At 62.3% G+C, this 19,803-nt stretch carries 20 protein-coding genes and 1 pseudogene; 13 read left to right on the forward strand and 8 right to left on the reverse strand.

The genetic code is table 11. The features are described from left to right. Positions 1-187 precede the first annotated feature (187 nt). A complete protein-coding gene (locus V1293_RS33955) occupies positions 188-1,504 on the forward strand; it encodes an ISNCY family transposase (protein ID WP_334506553.1) in 1,317 nt (438 codons plus the stop codon). 183 nt (positions 1,505-1,687) lie between these two features. Continuing rightward, on the forward strand, positions 1,688-2,698 hold the full coding sequence (locus tag V1293_RS33960; RefSeq protein ID WP_334515924.1) for a glutathione S-transferase N-terminal domain-containing protein: 1,011 nt from the start codon (positions 1,688-1,690) through the stop codon (positions 2,696-2,698). A 19-nt stretch (positions 2,699-2,717) separates the two neighbouring features. Here V1293_RS33960 and V1293_RS33965 read toward each other — a convergent pair whose 3' ends face one another. The 6 genes and pseudogenes from V1293_RS33965 to V1293_RS33990 all read right to left on the reverse strand — a co-directional run bounded on the left by V1293_RS33965 (position 2,718) and on the right by V1293_RS33990 (position 8,704). Further along, entirely contained in the window at positions 2,718-3,347 is a 630-nt protein-coding gene (locus V1293_RS33965) for a 2-hydroxychromene-2-carboxylate isomerase (protein WP_334515925.1), read from the reverse strand. A 518-nt stretch (positions 3,348-3,865) separates the two neighbouring features. Beyond that, positions 3,866-5,776: a flavin-containing monooxygenase gene (locus V1293_RS33970; RefSeq protein WP_334515927.1), complete on the reverse strand. Its 1,911-nt coding sequence runs from the start codon at positions 5,774-5,776 to the stop codon at positions 3,866-3,868. A gap of 14 nt (positions 5,777-5,790) precedes the next feature. Further along, positions 5,791-6,138: an SDR family oxidoreductase gene (locus V1293_RS33975; protein WP_334517033.1), complete on the reverse strand. Its 348-nt coding sequence runs from the start codon at positions 6,136-6,138 to the stop codon at positions 5,791-5,793. A gap of 70 nt (positions 6,139-6,208) precedes the next feature. After that, positions 6,209-6,664: pseudogene (locus V1293_RS36305) on the reverse strand (SDR family NAD(P)-dependent oxidoreductase); the annotation flags it as partial. Next, a complete protein-coding gene (locus tag V1293_RS33985) occupies positions 6,555-7,211 on the reverse strand; it encodes a TetR/AcrR family transcriptional regulator (protein ID WP_334515930.1) in 657 nt (218 codons plus the stop codon). The pseudogene V1293_RS36305 and the gene V1293_RS33985, both read right to left, overlap by 110 nt. Then, entirely contained in the window at positions 7,208-8,704 is a 1,497-nt protein-coding gene (locus V1293_RS33990; RefSeq protein WP_334515932.1) for an AMP-binding protein, read from the reverse strand. The genes V1293_RS33985 and V1293_RS33990 overlap by 4 nt, the downstream gene beginning before the upstream one ends. 169 nt (positions 8,705-8,873) lie before the next feature. Between V1293_RS33990 and V1293_RS33995 the strand changes: the two genes are divergently transcribed. From V1293_RS33995 to V1293_RS34045, 11 genes are all read left to right on the forward strand, one after another. Then, complete coding sequence (locus V1293_RS33995) at positions 8,874-10,133, forward strand: ABC transporter substrate-binding protein (protein WP_334515934.1); 1,260 nt, start codon at positions 8,874-8,876, stop codon at positions 10,131-10,133. Positions 10,134-10,229: 96 nt separating this feature from the next. After that, positions 10,230-11,132, forward strand: coding sequence for a branched-chain amino acid ABC transporter permease (locus V1293_RS34000; RefSeq protein ID WP_334515936.1), 903 nt, complete (start codon positions 10,230-10,232; stop codon positions 11,130-11,132). After that, the gene (locus V1293_RS34005) at positions 11,129-12,154 is read left to right on the forward strand and encodes a branched-chain amino acid ABC transporter permease (RefSeq protein ID WP_334515937.1); all 1,026 of its coding nucleotides are present in this window, start codon (positions 11,129-11,131) and stop codon (positions 12,152-12,154) included. Before V1293_RS34000 ends, V1293_RS34005 begins: the two co-directional genes overlap by 4 nt. Positions 12,155-12,156: 2 nt before the next feature. Then, positions 12,157-12,915 (forward strand): ABC transporter ATP-binding protein, encoded by a 759-nt coding sequence (locus V1293_RS34010; protein WP_334515939.1) that lies wholly within the window; start codon positions 12,157-12,159, stop codon positions 12,913-12,915. After that, a complete protein-coding gene (locus V1293_RS34015) occupies positions 12,912-13,628 on the forward strand; it encodes an ABC transporter ATP-binding protein (RefSeq protein ID WP_334515941.1) in 717 nt (238 codons plus the stop codon). The genes V1293_RS34010 and V1293_RS34015 overlap by 4 nt, the downstream gene beginning before the upstream one ends. A gap of 24 nt (positions 13,629-13,652) precedes the next feature. Then, positions 13,653-13,961, forward strand: a complete 309-nt coding sequence (locus V1293_RS34020) for a CoA transferase (protein ID WP_334515943.1) — start codon at positions 13,653-13,655, stop codon at positions 13,959-13,961. Further along, positions 13,940-14,068, forward strand: coding sequence for a hypothetical protein (locus V1293_RS34025; protein WP_334515945.1), 129 nt, complete (start codon positions 13,940-13,942; stop codon positions 14,066-14,068). Before V1293_RS34020 ends, V1293_RS34025 begins: the two co-directional genes overlap by 22 nt. Further along, complete coding sequence (locus V1293_RS34030; protein ID WP_334515947.1) at positions 14,065-14,841, forward strand: enoyl-CoA hydratase/isomerase family protein; 777 nt, start codon at positions 14,065-14,067, stop codon at positions 14,839-14,841. The genes V1293_RS34025 and V1293_RS34030 overlap by 4 nt, the downstream gene beginning before the upstream one ends. Beyond that, entirely contained in the window at positions 14,841-15,296 is a 456-nt protein-coding gene (locus V1293_RS34035) for a MaoC family dehydratase (RefSeq protein ID WP_247838158.1), read from the forward strand. Before V1293_RS34030 ends, V1293_RS34035 begins: the two co-directional genes overlap by 1 nt. Before the next feature lie 4 nt (positions 15,297-15,300). Next, on the forward strand, positions 15,301-16,158 hold the full coding sequence (locus tag V1293_RS34040; RefSeq protein ID WP_334515949.1) for an HpcH/HpaI aldolase/citrate lyase family protein: 858 nt from the start codon (positions 15,301-15,303) through the stop codon (positions 16,156-16,158). Between the two features lie 89 nt (positions 16,159-16,247). Next, positions 16,248-17,480 (forward strand): acetyl-CoA C-acetyltransferase, encoded by a 1,233-nt coding sequence (locus V1293_RS34045; protein WP_334515951.1) that lies wholly within the window; start codon positions 16,248-16,250, stop codon positions 17,478-17,480. A gap of 11 nt (positions 17,481-17,491) precedes the next feature. Here V1293_RS34045 and V1293_RS34050 read toward each other — a convergent pair whose 3' ends face one another. Both V1293_RS34050 and V1293_RS34055 read right to left on the reverse strand, forming a co-directional pair. Continuing rightward, positions 17,492-19,084, reverse strand: coding sequence for an ATP-binding protein (locus V1293_RS34050; RefSeq protein WP_334515952.1), 1,593 nt, complete (start codon positions 19,082-19,084; stop codon positions 17,492-17,494). Next, positions 19,081-19,785: a response regulator transcription factor gene (locus V1293_RS34055; protein WP_334515953.1), complete on the reverse strand. Its 705-nt coding sequence runs from the start codon at positions 19,783-19,785 to the stop codon at positions 19,081-19,083. The genes V1293_RS34050 and V1293_RS34055 overlap by 4 nt, the downstream gene beginning before the upstream one ends. Positions 19,786-19,803 lie beyond the last annotated feature (18 nt).

A 19,803-nucleotide genomic window follows, 5' to 3' on the forward strand; every position in this document is an offset into this window, starting at 1 on the left:
CGCTAGGGCCGATCATTTGTCGGCAGGATAGCTGCAAATTTTGCTGCGCCGCAAGGCGGGCACCGCAGGCGTGTCAGTAGCGCGTGATCTGTCGTGTGTTTGTAGCTCGTGAAGTGTCGTGTTTTTGGTGCCCTGGAACAAAGGGGGCACGATGGGCACGGCATCCATTCACGAGGGTGTACGACGGATGCGGTTTTCGGATTTGCTGGATCGGACGGAGGCGAAGGAACTGACGCAGGTGGCCGCGGCTGAGCTTCTCGGGATCAACGTGCGGACGTTTCAACGTTGGGCGGAACGCTATGAGGCGGAGGGCGATGACGGGCTTGTCGACCTCCGTATGGGGCGGCGATCGCCGCGGCGCGCGCCGGAGGAAGAGCTTGAGCGGATGCTGGGGCTGTTCCGGGACAGGTACGCGGACTTCACGGTGAAGCACTTCCACGAGCAGCTGCAAAAGCGGCATGGCTATGTGCTTGGCTACACGGTGACGAAGCTGGCCTTGCACGCGGCGGGCTTGGTGCGGAAGGCGCCGAAGCGTTCGGCGCACCGCAAGAAGCGTCCGCGCCGGCCGCTTCCGGGCATGCTGCTGCATCAGGACGGGTCGCGCCACGCCTGGATCGAAGGTCTGCCGGCGATGGACCTGATCGTCACGCTGGACGATGCGACGAGCGAGATCTACTCGATGTTTCTGGTCGAGGAAGAAGGCACGGCGTCGACGTTCCAGGCCTTGGGCGAAGTGATTGGCGGGCGCGGCCTGTTCTGCGCGCTCTACACCGATCGCGGCAGCCATTATTTCTACACCCCGAAGGCTGGCGAGAAGGTCTCGAAGACGCAACAAACCCAGGTGGGACGGGCTTTATCGCATCTTGGGATCGAGCATATCGCAGCCTATTCGCCGGAGGCGCGCGGGCGCTCCGAGCGGATGTTCGGCACGCTGCAGGGCCGGCTGCCGAAGGACCTGCGGCTCGCCGGGATCAGGACGGTCGAAGCCGCCAATGCGTGGCTGAGGGCGCATTACATGGCCGAGCATAACGCGGCGTTTGCGATCAAGGCCGAACAGCCGGGCACGGCGTTCGTCGCCGATCGCCACGAGGCTTGGCGCGAAGCGCTGTGCGTGATCGAAGACCGAACCGTCGCCAACGACAATACGATCGCATGGAACGGTCGGCGGCTGCAGCTGCCGGAGAGCCGGCTCAGGCCCCACTTCGTCAAAGCCCTGGTGCGGGTCCATGAGTATCCCGATGGCACCGCGAGCGTGTTCCTTGGCCCGCACCGATTGGCGACGTTTGCCGCCGACGGACACCAGATCAGCCCCGACGCGCCTCAGCCTGGCAGCGTGCTCGGAGCCGTCAAGGACAAGCCCTTGCGGGCGCGCAAGCGCGCGTCCTTGACCGCCCCTGCGCGCGCCGCCGTCGAGATAGCGCGGGTCGGGGCGGAGAAACGGGCTTCAAGTCGAACAAAGAAACCGACCAGGAGGGCTAACCCGGCAGCAATATCCGTGGCATGACCAACCCGGAGGAAACCGTCCACGCCTTCCGGCTCCTCCGAAACTCAACAACGAAGGCGACAGATCACGAGCTACAAAAATACGACAACTTCACCCGCTACGGACAGGCGGGCACCGCAGGCGTTATTGCAGGTCTGGCGGGTGAAATTCGAATGCGCTATGTCAGCAGGCGAGGTGAATGCCATGACCGAGCGACGCTACCGGCTGATCGGCTCGACGGCATCGCCTTATGCCATCAAGCTTCGGGCCTTGCTGCGATACCGAAGAATCCCGTTCGACTGGGTCATCATGACCAAGGCGCTGCGCAAGGCGACCGAACATTTGCGGCCCAATCTGATTCCGGTGCTGCAGTATCCTGACGGGACTTACCGCGGCGAGACCACGACGCTGGCTTACGATCTGGAGATCCGTCACAAGGAGCGCTCCGTCATTCCCGACGACAAGGCGGTCGCGTTTATCTGCGATCTCCTGGAGGATCTCGCTGACGAATGGGCCGTGAAGCCGCTCTTTCTCTATCGCTGGTGGGATCCGGAAGATCAGGCCTATGTCGCGCGCTGGGCGGGGGAGGAGTGGTCGGTCTCGGAGGCCGCGACCGGGAGTGCGGAGGAAATCGAGCAGTTCCGGCAGCGGCAGATTTCGCGCATGGTCATTCTCGGCGCGACGGTGGAAAACAAGCCGCTACTTGAAGAGAGTTACTTGCGAATGCTTGCGGCGTTCGAGCCGCATGTCGGGATGACCAATTATCTGTTCGGCAGCAGGCCCTCACTCGCCGATTTCGCCTGGTTCGGCCAGCTCAGCGAGATGGCGACCGACCCGACGCCGATGCGGATCATGCGCGCGAAGGCGCCGTTCACCGATCACTGGGTGCGGCGGCTGGACGATGCCTCCGGCGTGGAGGGAGAATGGTATCCGCGCGAACGGGCGCTCGGCGGCATGGCAGAGCCGTTATTGAAAATCGCCGGCGAGCTCTATCTGCCGTTCCTGGTCGCCAACGCTGAAGCGTTTGCCAAAGGCCTTGACCGGCTGGAGATGAATGTCTGGGGCCTGCCTTATGCGCTGGCGCCGTTCAAATATCAGGTGAAGTGCCTGCAGCAGCTTCGCGGCAAGTTTTCAGCGCTCGATGCGGACAGCCGAATTGCTTTGCGGCCGGTGCTGGAGCGTACTGGGTGCTGGCGGTATTTGGCCAGCGGCTAGCTAAAAGCACGATACGATCTCATTTCCGGTGGCGGCTGCCCAGCGCCGCCGCGACTGATTCCGGGTTTTTGATGCGTTCGATCAACATGTCGATGCGATCGCCGCCCCAGAACAATTCGCCGTTGAAGACCATGGTCGGCACGCCGAACACACCGAGCGCTTCCGCTTCGTCGATGATGCGGTCGTGCTCGGCCCGCGCAGGGCCGTGGACGTAGGCCTCGAACGCTTCGGCCGAGCCGCCGATCGAGGTGATCACGCCTGAGATTGCCGGCAGCTCGTCGATTTCGAGATCATGACTCCAGAAGCGGCGGAATACCGTGTCGTGATAGGGGCGGAATAATCCGTGGCGCTGTGCGAACAGCATGCCCGCACTGGCATAAAAGGCGTCGTAGATGCGCCGCGGCCCTTTCATGGTGAGGCCTTGCGCATTGGCGTAGCGGCGCGCGTCCATATAGGCGTAGCGCACCTTGCGCCAGAAATGCGGCGTGCGCTCCTCCACCGTTCCCATGAATTCAGGAATGCGCAGCGTGTAAGGCAGCCATTCCAATTCGACGCCATAGGTTTCTTCGAGCTCGAACAGCCGCTTGTTGGCGACGAAGGCGTAGGGGCTCTTGTAATCGGTGTAAATTCGTACGCGCGGTTTTTCCATGGCGTGTCCTTGCTCGATCGGATTCCTGATCGGAACAGAGCATGGAACCATGCGACGCGGGTTGCCATTGCAAAAACGAATGGGCCCCGGTGCATCAAAGCATCGCGGGGCCCGACATCTTCGTTTTAGGCGAAGGATTTCTGGTAGACACCAGTTGGTCTCAGGATCCGACAGCGCGTGGCCTTTGCGCTCCAGTCCCGCGGATATGTTCGAATTGTTGAAGGCGCAACGAGGCTGGCAGCTGCTTATGACCTCGACCGCACCTCGACCTTGCGATGAGCAAGGTCACCAGTCTGATCCGGTGGCGTCATGCTCCTCCTCAAGAGTTGGCCGACGGACTTGCGTCCGCTTTCGCTGCGTGTCGTCTCGATCATCTCACCGGGGCGCCAATGCCTGCGAAGTGGGGAGCCACCCGCTCCGTGACTCCAACAGGTGCAGCACTGAAATGCTGCGGCAGATGCCGGACGGTGTCAAGTCGTCCCAACAGCAAGTTGTGCGACCGGTTCCCGGGAACAATGTCAGAGCTTGGTCTGGCGGTAGTCCCGTAGGTCGGGGTCGTGGGTCATCGCCCAGTAATCCACGAACCGCCACGGCATCGCCGAAAACACCCGGCCCTGACTGTTGCGGTAATAGGTGGTCATGCCTGGGTGAGTCCAGATCAACTGCTCATGCTCGGCATCAACTTGTCTGACGTATTGATCGTGCGCCTCGGGGCGAACATCGATCGCAGCGATGTCTTGCTCGATCATTTCGACCAGGCAGGCGGAGATGTACCTGCTCTGGCATTCCGACTGGAAGATCACGCTGCCGCCGTGCGCGGGGCCTGAATTCGGACCGAGCATCACGAAGAGATTCGGAAAGTCCGGCACGGTGAGTCCGAGATAGGCGGTCGGGTTGTCGTTGGTCCAGGCCGTCCTGAGACTCTTGCCGCCGCGTCCGGTGATATTGAGGCGCGCCGCCATCTCCGTGACCTTGAATCCGGTCGAGATGACGATGACGTCAGCCGGCCGCAACTTGTCGTCGGAGGCGACGATGCCGTCGCGGGCGAAATGATCGATCTTGTCGGTGACCAGTTCGACATTCGGCTTCGTCAGCGTCCTGAACCAGTTGTTATCGAGCAGGATGCGCTTGCCGTAGGGCGGATAGGTGGGCACGCATTTCTCGATCAGGTCGGGGCGGTCCTTCAATTCGGACAGGATGAAATCGGTCAGCTCCTCGCGATGCCGGTCATTGCCCTTGTTGACGGCGCGCTCGGGATGCGGCCATTCCGGGTCCTTGCGCAGGAACGGCAAAAGACCGTCGCCGTAGCGCCAGAACATGTTGAAGCGGTACCACTGAACGTAAAACGGCAGATGCGCGAGCAGCCACCGTGCGCCTTCGGTGATGGGATCGGAATAGCCTGCCACGGGGCGCGCCCATTGCGCGGTGCGTTGGTAGACGGTAACCGACGCGGCGCGGTCGGCGATCGAGGGCACCAGCTGCATCGCGGTTGCACCGGTGCCGATGACGGCGACATGTTTGCCGTCGAGTTTGACGTCGTCGGACCACAAGGCTGAGTGCAGCACCTCACCCCTAAAATCCTCCTCGCCCGTGAAGTGCGCGGGCGCGGGATCGTTGAGCTGGCCGATGGCGCTGACCAGCGTGGTCGATTCAAATATCTCCTCGCCATCGGCGGTCTTTAACGTGGAGATCCAGCGCCGCTTGTTCTCGTCCCAGCGCGACGATGTCAGTTCGGTGTTGAGCCGAAGATGTTTGCGGATGTCGTATTCGAGCGCGACCTTCTTGAGGTAGTCGAGCAATTCCTGACGCTGGGCGAAATAGCGCGTCCACGGGTTTCGCGCGCCGAACGAGAACGAATAGGAATGGTTCGGCGTATCGACGCCGCAGCCCGGATAGCGATTGACGTACCAGGTGCCGCCGAGTTCGTCGTTTTTTTCGACAATGGTGTAGGGGATGCCGAGCCGGCCAAGTGCAACGCCCAGCGCGATGGCGCAGACGCCGGCGCCGACGATCAGGACATGTTGCTGCGCCAGCTTCTCACCGGAAGGAGGTTTGGTCCAGCGTGCCTCTCGGGGAATGAAACCCATTTCCTCGCGCATCAATGGCGCATATTCCGGCGTGACGTTCTCGCCGAGTGTCGCGCGCATCATCTTCAGCATCAATGCGTCGCCGGGATCGGTAATGACAGGGGTCGGCTCGCCGTCTTCGAACAACTTCAGCACGGCGGCGCGGATTTCGGCCTGGATTTCCTTGGGCATGCCGGCTTGCGGATCGGGAATCAGCCGCACGTCGCGCTTCGGCTTGTAGGGAGGTTCCAGCCAGCGCTCATCTCCGGTCATGTGCACCAGAACCATCAGCAGCACGCGGATGTCACCCTCCGCGATGGCCGACGACAGATCGAGCTTCTTGCGCGATACTTCGATGTTCATGCTGATGTCCTCAACTACGCGCTCGGCGCTTCGCGCAGGCCGCCATAGGCGGCCCAGGTGGTGCCTGCGATATATCCGGCGTCTACGGGTAGATTGATTCCGGTGACGCCGCTGCTCATCGGCGAAAGCAGCCACGCGATGGCGTGTGCGACCTCGATCGGCTCGACCAGCCGGTTCATCGCGGTCGGCCTTTCCAGCCATTTCCTGTTCAGCGCGCCGGAGGCGATACCGGCTTCCAGCATGGCGGTGCGCGTAAAGCCCGGCGAGACCGCATTGACGCGCACGCCGCTGCGGCCCCATTCGGCGGCGAGCGTCTGCGTGATCTGAATGACGCCGGCTTTCGCGGCCGTGTAGGCATGGATCGGACCTGGACGTCATGCCGGCAACGGAGGCGACATTGACGATCGCGCCATGCCGGCGCGCGGCCATCTTCACGCCGACGCTGCGGGTGACCAGAAACGTGCCGCGCAGATCGATATTGACCTCGCGGTCCCATTGATCCATCCGCACACGCTCGATTGGGTGCATCTTGCCGAAGACGCCGGCGGCGTTGACCAGCCCTGCAATTGGTCCGTGCGCGGCCTCGATGTCGGCGATGCCGCTGACGACGGCGCTTTCGCTGGCGACGTCGAATGGTGCCGGCCACAGGACGGCTTGCGTTCCAGTCAATGGTTCCGGTGCGATGTCTGATATCACCACGCGCCGGCACTGTTCGGCCAGCAGCGTCGCAGTGGCGGCGCCGATGCCGCGGCTGCCGCCGGTGACGAGGACGATACCCTCAGCGGTCATGGTTGTTGCCTTTGCTCGAGGTAAACAGCCCGCGCGTGACCAGCTTTCGGTAGGCGGAGATGACATGCTCAGGCGCCGCTGTAACGTTGCCGCCAACATAGGAGTAGCGACGGCTCAGATAACCGCGCGCGCCCATCAGTATATGGACGATGGCTTCGAACTCCTCATCGCTGAAATCCACGATTGCGCCGGCGTGGCGGGCGCGCCGGAGGATGCGGACATAGGCGGTGGCGATGTTGTCGAGGTGTTTTTGATAGCCGATCGGCGCGAAATATTCGGCTTCGTTGAGGATGCGCAGGAATTCCGGCACCTCACGGATGAAATCGAAGAAGGCGCTGAAGCGTTCGATTTCCTGCTTTGCCGCATGTGCGCTTCCGGTGCGCTCGCGGATGAAGTAAACCATGTCGGTGCCGACCTTCGGCAGCAATTGATCGAGCAACTCCTGGCGATTTTCGAAGTGATTGTAGAACGTTCCCTGCGCGACACCGGCCTCCTCGGTAATGCGGGCAACCGAAGCCTCGGCGTAACCCACTTTGCCGACGACCTTGGTGGCGGCGTCGAAGATTTTGCGCTTGGTCCAGACGTTGCGCTCAGCCCGGCTGAGTTTTGTCACCTTGCCCGGTGCGGCTTGCGATGATTGCGTCATGCGTGGGATTCCAGTTCAGCGCGCAGCACGCGCTTAAGGACTTTTCCTGAAGGGTTGCGCGGCAGGCTGTCGCGGATGATGAGTTGCTTCGGCACCTTGAAACCTGCGAGGCGCGCGCGGCAGTGATTGGCGAGATCCGGCAATTCCAGCGTGGCGCCGTCGTCCAGCACCACGACTGCCACCGGCTTTTCGCCCCAGCGCTCGTCGAATAGGCCTACGACGGCAACTTCGCGTACCTGCGGCAGTTCGTAGATGACACGCTCCACCTCGGAGGAGGCGATGTTCTCGCCGCCGGAAATGATCATGTCCTTCTTGCGGTCGGTCAGGTAAAGAAAGCCGTCCTCATCGAGATAGCCGACGTCTCCGGTACGAAACCAGTCGCCGAAGAACGCCGCCGCGGTTTTCTCGGGATCCTTCCAGTAGCCCTGCGTGACCTTCGGCCCGCGCAGGCAGATTTCGCCGTTCTCGCCGGGCCGAAGTCGATTGCCGGCATCGTCACGGATTTCGATTTCGACATGGGCGATGGCGCGGCCGGTCGAGCCGATCTTTTCGATCTCGCGGCCGGCTTCCATGAAGGTGTCGCCGCCGCAGGTTTCGGTCAGTCCATAGGCGTCGATATAGCGGGCGTTCTTGAAATAGTCGGAAAAGGCGCGGATGCGCACTTCCGGCGTCTTTTCGCCGCCGCCGATCGTCCATCGGAGGCTCGACACATCGTAGCGGTCGCGGGTCGGGCAAGTGAGGATCGCAGTCGTCATCACGGGTGCGAACCAGGCGGCGTTGAGTTTCTCCGTCTCGATGGCGGCGAGCGCCTGCTCGGGCTCGAAGTTCCGCTGGATGGAGAGCAGGCCGCCGTGCCACAGCACCGCGATGCCCGGCAGATCGAGCGCGCCGACATGGTAGAGCGGGCCGACCACCAGCAGGCGCGTGTCGGCGTTCAACCCGAGCACGAGCGTCTGGTCGGCCGACTTCCAGTACAGGTTTTCGTAAGTGAGCATCACGCCCTTGGGGCGGTCCGTCGTGCCTGATGTGTACATCAGCCGCATCAGGTCGCGCGGTTGGCGGACGTGCATCAGAGCAGGGGCGATGTCGGTCGCAAGGCGCGTCGCGTCGGACTGCGCGGCTTCGTCCAGCAGCACTACTGGCGCGCCACCGGCTGCGACACCGGAAAATTCTTGATCCGCAATCAGGACGCGCGCGCCTGAATTGCCGACGATGTAGCCGACTTCGTCGGCGGACAGACGGTAGTTGATAGGCAGAAACACCGCGCCGATATGGCTGGTCGCAAACACGAACTCGAGAAACGCCGTGCTGTTCTTCATCAGCACCGCGACGACGTCGCCGGGGCCGACGCCGCGTGCGGCGAGCCATCCGCCAATCCGGCGTATGCGGGCGTCGAAATCGGCATAGGAGACATCCTCGCCGCGGTATTTCAGCGCACAGCGATCCGGCGTCCGCCGGGCGTGAAACGCGATGAAGCTGGATAGATTGATCATTATCCGCCCAAAAAGCCGGTTTCCGGCCCTGTCTCTCCCAAGATGAATTATGACTCGTAATTCATCTTTGGCTTGACGTCACCCCCCTTGCTCTGAAATCCTTGTGAGTACGGAGGCGACACGATCTCCGGCAGGGATTTGGGAACGCCAACCCCACAGGGAGGAAGCAATGACGAGAACCCGCAAACCGGGCGTGAGCCGCCGCGCGACGTTGGCGATGATGGGTGCCGGGGCCGTAACATTTGCGACGCCCCGGGTGGCGCGCGCGCAGGCCAAGACCATCAAGGTCGGCATGCCGACCATTCTTTCCGGGCGCGTGGCGCAGCTCGGAACCTCGTCGCGCAATGGGGTGATGCTGGAAATCGAAAAGGTCAATGCTGCCGGCGGCCTGGCCGGACGTCAGATCGAAATGGTGATCCGCGATTCCAAGGGACAGCCGCAGGAAGCCGCCCGCGTCGCCCGCGAACTCGTCAACACCGACGGATGCGAAATCCTGATCGATGCGGAAGCATCATCGGGTGCATTCGCAGTACATGAAGTGGCGCGCGATCTCGGCGTGCTCTGCCTTCACACCAATTCGGAAACTTCGGCGCTGACCGCCGATCCCAAGCAGCACATTCCCAACGCATTCCGCACCGCGCGCCAGGGTGTGCACGACTCCATCGTCGGCGGCAGCTACGCGGCGGCGATTGCGAAAGCCAAGGGTCTGAAGAAATGGGCGACCTGTTCGCCCGACTATGCCTATGGCCGCGACACCACCGGCGAATACGTGACATACCTGAAGCGCTTTGCGCCCGACATCGAGATCATCAGCGAGTCCTGGCCAAAGTTGTTCCAGCCCGACTACACCGAAGTGGTGACGAAAATCCTGCAGGCCAAGCCGCAGGCGCTGTATACCTGCCTCTGGGGCGGCGATCTCACGTCCTATATCGATCAGGCCAACATCTATGCGCTGTTCAGCCAGATGGAGGTGTTCGCGGTCAACATGGCCGACTACACCGCGCTGACGGTGGTGAAGAACCTGCCGAAGGGCATTCACTCCGGCAACCGCTACATCAAGACCTATCCCGCGACCCCGGAAAACGCGGCGTGGGGCGATGCCTACAAGGCGAAATACAACGAGTACCCCACCAACTGGTCGTGGGAGAATGCGACCGCGATCATGCTGCTTGCGGAAGCGTCCAAGAAGGCGAATTCGGCCGATGGCAAGAAGATCGCGGAAGCCTTGCGCGGCCTGAAGATCAAGTCGCCGTTCGGTGCCGACGGCACCGTCACGATGCGCGCCGACGACCAGACGCTGGTCGGCTATGCGATCGGCTGGGGCACCACGATCCCGCAGGAGCCCTACGTGCCGCAGGTTCAGGCGGGCGACTGGAAGACGATCTTCGAGCTCGAAGCCGAGTGGAAGAAGAGCAAGGGCTACACCTGATCGACTGTGAGGCGGAGGCGGCGTAGGCTGCCTCCGCTCGCCGCCGAATGTTTCTCGCGCGCCGCGCATGCTGGCACGCTGCAATGGATGATTCCCTTGGATCTCGACGCGCTTACCGGCTGTCTCGCCAGTTCTGCCTGCCTGGTGACGCAAACCACCAGCGGCTTCATCATCGGCATGTTGCTGTTTCTCGTCGCCGTCGGACTGACGCTGATCTTCGGCGTGCTCAAGGTGGTGAATTTCAGCCACGGCGCTTTCTATATGTTCGGCGCCTATTTCGCGATGACGGCCTATCAGCTTTCGGGCAGTTTTGCGCTCGCGATGCTGTGTGGCGCGGCGGGGACGGCCTTGCTTGGCCTGATCTTCGAGCGCGTATTCATGAGCCGCGTCTATGGCGCCGATGTGCTGATGCAGTTGCTTGTCTGCTACGCCTTCGTGCTGATCTTCGATGACGTCGTGAGGATGATCTGGGGCCCGGAATTCAAGTCGATGGGCATGCCGGCGGCGTTCCAGGTGGCGCCGCTGTTCATCGCCGGCGGCGTGGTGCCGCCGTATTATTTGCTCCTGGTCGGCGTCGCGCTGGTGGCTGCCGTAGTTCTCGGGCTCGGCCTGGCCCGCACCAGGATCGGCAAGGTGATCCGGGCGGCCGCGCATAATCCGGGCATGGTGTCTGCGCTCGGCATCAACACTGGACTGATCTATGGCGGGGTATTTGCGTTGGGCGGCATGCTGGCAGGCCTTGCCGGCGCGCTCGCCGCACCCGTGCGTTCGCTGACGCCGGGCATGGGATTCTCGGTCCTGATCGAATCCTTCATCGTCACCGTGATTGGCGGCATGGGCTCGATCCTGGGTGCGCTGATCGGCGCACTGCTGATCGGCCTGATCCGCTCGTTCGGATCGCTCGGCTTTCCCTTGTTCACGGAAGGCCTGATGTACCTGTTCATGGTGATCGTGCTGGTGTCGCGGCCCACCGGCCTGTTCGGCAAGGAGGTCGCATGACCGAGCTGCAGGCCGAACAGGGCGCGCCGGCACTCGATGTCTCCCGCACCGAGGCAAAGCCGCGCCGCAATCGGGATGTCCTGATTGCGCTTGCGGTCTTTGTCGTGCTTGCGCTGTTGCCGATGGTCTTCAGCAGTAAATTGCTGCTCGACTTCGTGATCCGCTGCGCGGCCTATGGGCTGTTCGCGACGTCGCTCAACCTTCTGGTCGGTTACACCGGTCTGACATCGTTCGGCCATGGCATGTTCTTTGGCCTTGGCGCCTACGGTTTCGGCTTGATGATGCAGAAGACCGGTGTTCACATCCCTGTGGCTTTCGTCGCAACGTTGGTGATCACGCTTGTCGTTGCCCTCGTCATTGGCGCCATCTGCGTGCGGCTGAAGGAAATCTATTTCGCCTTCGTTACGCTGGCGTTCCAGATGCTGATCCACTCGACCATCCTGTCCTGGGTATCGCTGACCGGCGGCGATCAGGGATTGCGCGGTGGCATTCCGCGTCCGGCCTTTTTCGGTATCGATTTGTCGAACCATGTGCATTTGTACATCACAAGCTGCGCGCTGCTGGTGATCGGGCTTCTACTGATGCGTCAGATCGCGCAATCGCCGTTCGGCTATACTTTGCGGATGATCCGCGATAACGCCAGCCGCGCCAGCTTTGTCGGCATCGATGTCTGGCGCGCAAAACTCACGATCTTCGTGCTGGCGGCACTGTTTGCCTCGACCGGCGGCATCATCATGGCGCTGTTCGTCTCCGGAGCCTATCCGGAATTCGCCTATTGGACCATTTCGGGCGAGGGCATCTTCATCAACATGCTCGGCGGCGTGACTACATTCCTGGGACCGATGGTCGGCACCGTGCTGCTCCTGATCCTCAACGATACCGTTACCCGTTGGACCGACTATCACGGCATCGTGCTCGGCATCGTGATCCTGTTCTTCGCTATCGGCCTGCGCAAAGGCCTGATGGATTTTGTAGTCGAATGGTACGCGCGACGCCGCGACACCACTGGGGAGCGCGGCTAGCCATGCTGGAGATACGCTCCCTTTCCAAAGCGTTCGGCGGCGTCAAGGCGACGGACAATGTCACGCTCGACTTCGCCGACGGCTCGCTCACCGCCGTGATCGGCCCCAACGGTGCCGGCAAGAGCACGTTCTTCAACCTGATCACCGGCGCGCTGCGGCCCGACTCCGGTCAGATCCTGCTCAATGGCGTCGACATGGCCGGGCGGTCGCCGCCCGAGATCGTGCGCTATGGAATCGGTCGGGCGTTTCAGGTGGCGAGTATTTTTCCGTCGCTGACGGTGCAGGAGACCATGCTTGCCGCCGTCTGCGCTGATCAACGCCGCGCCAGCGTGCTTCACCGCCGTTTCCCGTTGGCCGAAACCCGCGACCGTGCCGAGCATGCGATGGAATTATTGGGGCTGGCCGGCAAGCGCAATCGAACCGCGGCGACGCTGTCGCATGGCGATCAGAAGCTGCTCGATATCGCACTCGCACTGGTGCTCGATCCGAAGGTGCTATTGCTCGACGAGCCGACCGCCGGCATGGGGACTGAAGAGCGCTGGCGGATGATCGACAAGGTGAGGGAACTCTGGGAGACGCAGAAGATCACGGTGGTGTTCATCGAGCACGACATGGATATTGTGTTCAAGATCGCGCCCGAGATCGTGGTGCTGTGCTATGGGCGGATTCTTGCAATCGGCACGCCGGATGCGATCCGCCGGAACGAAGCCGTGATCGAGGCCTATCTCGGCACCGAACATCACGCCGGAGCTGCGGTATGAGCGTGCAGCCGGTCGTTCAGGTCGAGGATCTCGACGTCTATTACGGCACCAGCCAGATCCTGTTCGGCGTCGCCCTCGCGGTCCGGCAGGGCGAGACCATGGCATTGCTCGGCCGCAACGGCGCCGGCAAGTCGACCACCATGAAGGCGATCATGGGCCTGGCTCCCGCACGCCGCGGCAAGGTCACTTTGCGCGGCAAAGTAGTGTCCGGGCTGAAGCCACACCACATCGCGCGCGCCGGTCTCGGCTTCGTGCCGGAGGATCGCCAGATATTTCCGGAGCACTCGGTGGAGGACAACCTGGTCATCGGCGCCAAGAAGGGCCCCAATGGCGAGGACGAGTGGTCGATCCGGCGCGTTTACGACGTGTTTCCGCTGCTGGAGCCGCTGCGGCACCGGATCGCAGGACGGCTGTCGGGTGGCGAACAGCAGATGCTGGCAATTGCCCGCACGTTGATGGGCAATCCCGCGCTGCTGCTGCTGGACGAGCCGAGTGAGGGGCTGGCGCCGATCATCGTGCAACGGATCGGAGAATTGCTGCGGCAGCTCCGCGGCACCGGCGCCACGGTGCTGATCGCCGAGCAGAACATGCATTTTTGCCTTGGCCTTGCGAGCCACGCGACGGTTATCGACAAGGGCCAGATCGTCTACACATCCGGGATCGAAGAGCTGAAAGCCAACGATAACATTCGTCAGCGCTACCTCGCGCTGTAGCTTTCGGCCCGCCCGGGGGACGGAATGACCAAGGAACGCAAGCTATCGCCGACGCATGAGCCGCCGTATCGCGGCCTGCGTGATGCGCTGATCCCGCAGTTGCGCGAGGTGTTTCTGACACGGCCGACGGATGCCTGGCTTGCCCGCCTGCATGCCGCTGACCTCATCGCCGAACGGATCCTCAATCCCGGCGAATGGCTGCGCAACGTCCATGTCGAGGCGACAAGGGCCGCTGTATGCCAGCAGACGCCGGGCGTGGGGCCGGTGTATTCGCCGCGGACGCCGGGCATTGCGGCTTCTCGGAGGACAACTTGCGCCCTGCGCCTGATATAGGCCAGGACAGTTATGAGGTGCTGCTGGAAGCGGGTTTCGAGCGAGGCGCCATCGACGATCTGGTCAGGGCCGGCGCGGTGCGTCAGGCCAAGGGAGGCACGGCATGAGTACCGATCTCGTTCGTTATTCCGTCTCAGGCAATATTGCCGAGATCATGCTGGATCGCCCGCCGGTCAATGCGCTCAGCATGGACCTGATCGATGCGCTGCTGGCGGCGCTTTCGAAGGCGAGGGACGACGAAGCGGTGCGCGCCGTCATCATCGGCAGCGCACACAAGGTGTTTTGCGCCGGGCTTGATCTGGACATCATCCGGGGCAAGCCTGGGATCGAAACCAGGAAATTCCTCGAACGGCTGTATTTCGCGCTCAACGATACCCAGTATCGCATGGGCAAGCCGACCATCGCTGCCGTCGATGGCGCGGTGCGGGCCGGCGGCATGACGATTGCGATCTCCTGCGACATGATCATCGCGGGTGACGCCTGTACCTTCGGCTATCCTGAAATCGACGTCGGGCTGATCCCGGCGATCCACTTCGTGCAACTGCCGCGGCTGGTCGGCAAGCACCAGGCTTTTGGTCCGCTGTTTCTGGGCGAGCCCTTCGATGCCGCGACAGCCTTTCGCATGGGGCTGCTGAGCGAAGTGGTGCCGAAGGGGACCGCGCTGGACCGGGCGCGGGAGATCGCGCGCAAGTTCGCAGCCAAATCCCCCATCGTCATGAAGATCGGGCGCGATGCCTTTATGCGGGCGGTCGACGCCGATTTCCGCCGCTCGGTCGAGAACGCGGCCGAGAGCTTTGCGCTTGTTGCAACGACGGAAGATTGTCAGGAAGGGCTGAATGCGTTCGTCGAGAAGCGGACGCCGAACTACAGGGGGCGCTGATGGCTGGATTGTATTTCGAGGAGTTCGAGGTCGGCCGGGAATTTCATCATGAATTCTCGAGGACCGTGACCGAGATGGACAATACGATGTTCAGCCTGCTGACCATGAACCCGCAGCCGCTGCATATCGATGCGCATTTCTCAGAGAATACAGAATTTGGCCAGCGGCTGTTCAACAGCCTTTATACGCTCGGTATCATGATCGGAATGAGCGTCTACGATACGACACTGGGCACCACGATCGGCAACCTTGGCATGACCGACGTCAAGTTTCCAAAACCGGTGTTTCACGGCGATACGCTCAAGGCGCACACCAGGATCATCTCCAAGCGCGAGAGCAAGTCGCGGCCGAACCAGGGCATCGTCGAGTTCGAGCACACCATGACCAATCAGCGCGGCGAGGTGGTGGCAAGTTGTCGCCGGACCGGGCTGATGCACTGCAAACCGAAGGCTTGAGCCGATGCGATCATTCCTGTTTGTTCCTGGCGACAGCCTGCGCAAGTTTGAAAGCGCCAAGAAGACTGCGGCCGATGCGCTGATCCTCGACCTTGAGGATTCGATCGCGCCGGAGGAGAAAGTCGGCGCGCGGCGCACGGTGCGCGAGATGCTCGATGCGCGGAACCCAGGCCAGAAGGTCTATATCCGCGTCAACGCGCTCGATACCGGCATGACGCTTGGCGACCTCGCGGCCGTCATGCCGGGCCGGCCCGACGGCATCGTGCTGCCGAAATGCGCTGGTGCTGCCGACGTCAACCGCCTGTCGCTGTATCTCGATGCCTTCGAGGCGGCCGCCGGGATCGAGCATGGCTCTACGAGAATAGTGACGGTGGCGACGGAGACGGCGAGGGCCGTCCTCAAGCTGCTCGACTTCGAGAACATGAGCCCGCGGTTGTGGGGCATGATGTGGGGCGCCGAGGACCTCGCGGCTTCGCTCGGCGCGTCGCGGAACCGGACAGCAGGACGCTTCCACGGGCCTTTCCTGCTGGCGCGCGATCTCTGCCTGATCAGCGCGGCGGCGGCCGGCGTCGTCGCCATCGATACCATCGCGACCGACATCAACGACCTCGACGCACTCAGGGAAGAGTCCATCGCCGCGCGTCAGGATGGTTTCCTTGCCAAGGCCGTCATCCATCCGAAGCATGTTGACGTCGTCAACGCCGCCTTCATGCCGACGGACGAGGAAATCGCCTGGTCGGAGAAGATCGTGAAGGCCTTCAACGACAATCCGACTTCAGGTGTGGTGAAGATCGACGGCAAGATGATCGACAAGCCGCATCTGCGCGCGGCGGAGAAGATTCTGGCGCTGCGAGGACGGTAGCGAAACGGGCTACGAAATCGTTGACCAGATTGACTTTACAACTTGATCGGCGGCAAATGCAGCCGATCATCAGACCTGAGGAAAACACCATGGTTGACGCGCTGATCATCGACGCATGCAGGACGCCGCGGGGCATCGGCAAGGCCGGCAAGGGCGCCTTGTCTGGCATTCATCCGCAGCAGCTCGGCGCCACGGTTTTGCGCGCGCTGGCCGATCGCACCGGCATCAATACCGCCGATGTCGACGACATCATCTGGGGCACCAGCTCGCAACGCGGTCAGCAGAGCGGCGATCTCGGACGGATGTCGGCGCTCGATGCCGGCTATGACGTGCGCGCCAGCGCGGTGACGCTGGACCGCTTCTGCGGTTCCGGCATTACCAGCGTCAACATGGCGGCCAGTTCGATCATGTCGGGATCCGAGGATCTCGTGATCGCCGGGGGCACCGAGATGATGTCGATGGAAGGGCGTCGCGGTGAGGGGCCGTTCATGATGGACAATGGCAATCTTCGCCTGCGCGCCCGGCATCCGCAATCGCATCAGGGCGTCTGCGCCGACGCGGTGGCGACGCTTGAAGGCATCACGCGGCAGGACGTCGATGAACTCGGCCTCGAAAGCCAGAAGCGGGCAGCGGCCGCCATCAAGGGCGGACATTTCGACAAGAGCCTCGTGCCGGTCTACCGCGAAGACGGCAGTCTCGCACTCGATCGCGAAGAATATCCGCGACCGCAAACCACGCTCGAAGGGCTGGCCGGATTGAAACCCGCTTTCCCTGCGGTGGCGGATTATCCGCTCGACGACAAGGGCACGACCTACCGCAAACTTATCCTCGACAAATATCCGGACCTCGACATCAACTTTATGCATCACGCCGGTAATTCCTCCGGCGTCGTTGACGGCTCGGCGGCCATCCTGCTGGCGTCACCGAGTTACGCAAAAGCCCATGGCCTGAAGCCGCGGGCCCGTGTCGTCGCGATGGCTAATATGGGGGACTCGCCAACCCTGATGCTGAACGCACCGGTGCCGGCTGCCCGCAAGGTGCTGGCCAAGGCGGGCCTGACGCTAGACGATATCGATCTGTTCGAGATCAACGAGGCGTTTGCGGTCGTCGCCGAAAAGTTCATCCGCGACCTCAAGCTCGACCGCGAGAAGGTCAACGTCAACGGCGGCTCGATCGCGCTCGGCCATCCCATCGGTGCAACCGGCTCGATCCTGATGGGTACGGTGCTCGACGAACTGGAGCGGCGCGATCTCAAGCGCGCGCTGGTAACGATGTGCGCCGCCGGCGGCATGGCGCCGGCCGTCATCATCGAGCGCGTGTGACGGTTCAGGCTTCAGGCAACCGGAAACTGCAACTCGAATGTCACGATTCCGTTGGACGGTAATAGCCGGATCGATCCGCTATGGCTCGTCATCACGGCCTGAACGATTGCGAGGCCCATTCCCGTGCCGCCAGTGTCGCGGCGCGTCGTGAAGAAGGCGTCGAAGATCTTTTCCCGATTTGCCTCGGAAATTGGATCTCCGTCGTTGCTGACCGTCAACCTGATGGCGGCATCTTCCTCGACCGCTTCGAGCCGCACGGTCTTTGCGTTGTGACGGATGGCGTTGTCGGTCAGGTGTGACAACACGATCAGGGCTTTCTCGCTGGACATGCCGATCGAACGCTCCAGGCATCCGGTTGCCTCGATCGCGCGTGTCGGAAACCGGCTCTTCAATCCGCCGATCACCTGCGTCAGTTCGGTGTGTTCGTTCTGCGGCACGGTTTCGGCGCGCGCCAGTTCGCGCAACCGCTGGGTCATGGCTTCCAGGCGTCCGGTATCGCCCAGGATGTTCGATATGAAATTCTTCTGCTCCATCCGGGTAAGATTGTCGGATTTGCTTTGCAGCGAATCCAGCAGCAATTCAGCGGCGCCCTTGATCGATGTTAGCGGTGACTTCAGTTCATGGGTGAGGTGCGCCGAAAACGTCGCGATGTAGTCCGACCGCCGCGCCAATTGCTCGGCCATGTCGAGGAAGCTGTGTGACAACTGGGCAAACTCGCGCGTGCCGTAATGGGCGAGAGGCTGGAATGCGTCGCGATCGCCGCGGCTGATGCGCGCGGCGCGATCGACCAGCTCGCGCATCGGGCGGGTGATAGTGCGGGAGAAAACCAGGCCGATGATAACGGTCGCCAGAATGACCGTAAGTCCCGCCAGAATGAACTTGCGGCGCTCCTGATAGAGATGGTCGAAGATGTTGCTCGGCGTTCTCGAGGTGTAGATGACGCCGGCCACGCGGTTGCTGACGACCACCGGCATCGCCGAGAACACGTGGACGCCGACGCCGCGGCTGATCGAGTAGATCGGCGGCGGGGGCTTGTCGGGCTTGCGAATTCGCAAGACCGCCCGATATTGTCCCCGCAGCGCCGTGGCCACCTCCTCGATATGGGAGAGCGACTGGCCGACCTCGTCGCGTCCGGCGATCACGACGCCGTGGGGATCGAGGATGCGGAATCCGGCCAGCGTGACCTTCTGCGTTTCCAGGATGATCGGCATCAGCCTGGTACCGATCTCGACATAGGCAGGCGAGGCAGGCGCGTTCGCGGGAACGGCGTTCGGCCGCCGCCGGAGCAGATCGCCGCCGGCGGCAAGATCGAGCGCGGGCCGGATCGGCGTCAGCTGGTCTTCGCGATCGGGGCGCGCCTCGGGTGGAATTTCGGCGCCGAGGGTAATTCCGCCTCCGAGGCGGGCTTCCACGTCCCGCGCGTAAACTGCGGCCAGCACCCGGCTCTGTGCGATCAGCTCCGCCTGGGTCTGGTGAATGAGCTGGTTGTCGTAGAGGCGAAAGAAGAACAGTCCGACCAGTGGCAGTGTCGCCGCAGCGGCAAGCGCGGTGAAAATGACCAGCCCCACGGATGGCCGCCATTTTTCGCCCGGGCGTCGTATCATGCCAGCGGCTCGCATCGGCCGAGCTTGAAGCCGACGCCGTGAATGGTTTCAATGACATTGTCGCAGTTCACGGCAGATAGTTTGGCGCGGATATTGCGGATGTGGCTGTCGATGGTGCGGTCCGACACCTGGATGTTGAGTTGATAGGCGGCGCTCATGATCTGCTCGCGGCTGAAGACGAGCGTCGGCCGTGTCAGAAATGCCCTGAGGATTCCGAACTCGATGGCCGTGAGCCGAAGCGGGGCTCCCGCAAACTCGGCGAGATGCTGTTCGGGGTCGACGGAAAGCCTGCCTTGCGACAGCGCAGCCATGGCCGCCTTCGCATCCTGCCCGCGCGAAGCCATGCGACGCAGGATGACGTTCACCCTTGCCACGAGTTCGCGCGGGCTGAAGGGTTTTGTGACATAGTCGTCGCCGCCGATCTCCAGGCCCAGTACACGATCGATCTCGTCGTCACGGGCGGAGAGAAACAGGATCGGAATGTCCGAGGACTTTCTGATTTCGCGGCACACATCCAGGCCGTCGAATTCCGGCATGCCGATATCCAGAATGATCAGATCCGGCCTGTCGGCGGCGAAGCGGGTCAACGCTTCCTTGCCGTCGCGCGCCTCGAAGACAGTCATTCCGGCCTTCTTGAGTGCAACACGGATGACCTCGCGGATGTGCAGGTCGTCGTCAACGATGAGAATGCGGTGCGTCAAAGGTCTCTCCGGGAAGTC

Origin of the sequence: Bradyrhizobium sp. AZCC 1693 (assembly GCF_036924745.1) — a bacterium.
Lineage (GTDB): Bacteria > Pseudomonadota > Alphaproteobacteria > Rhizobiales > Xanthobacteraceae > Bradyrhizobium.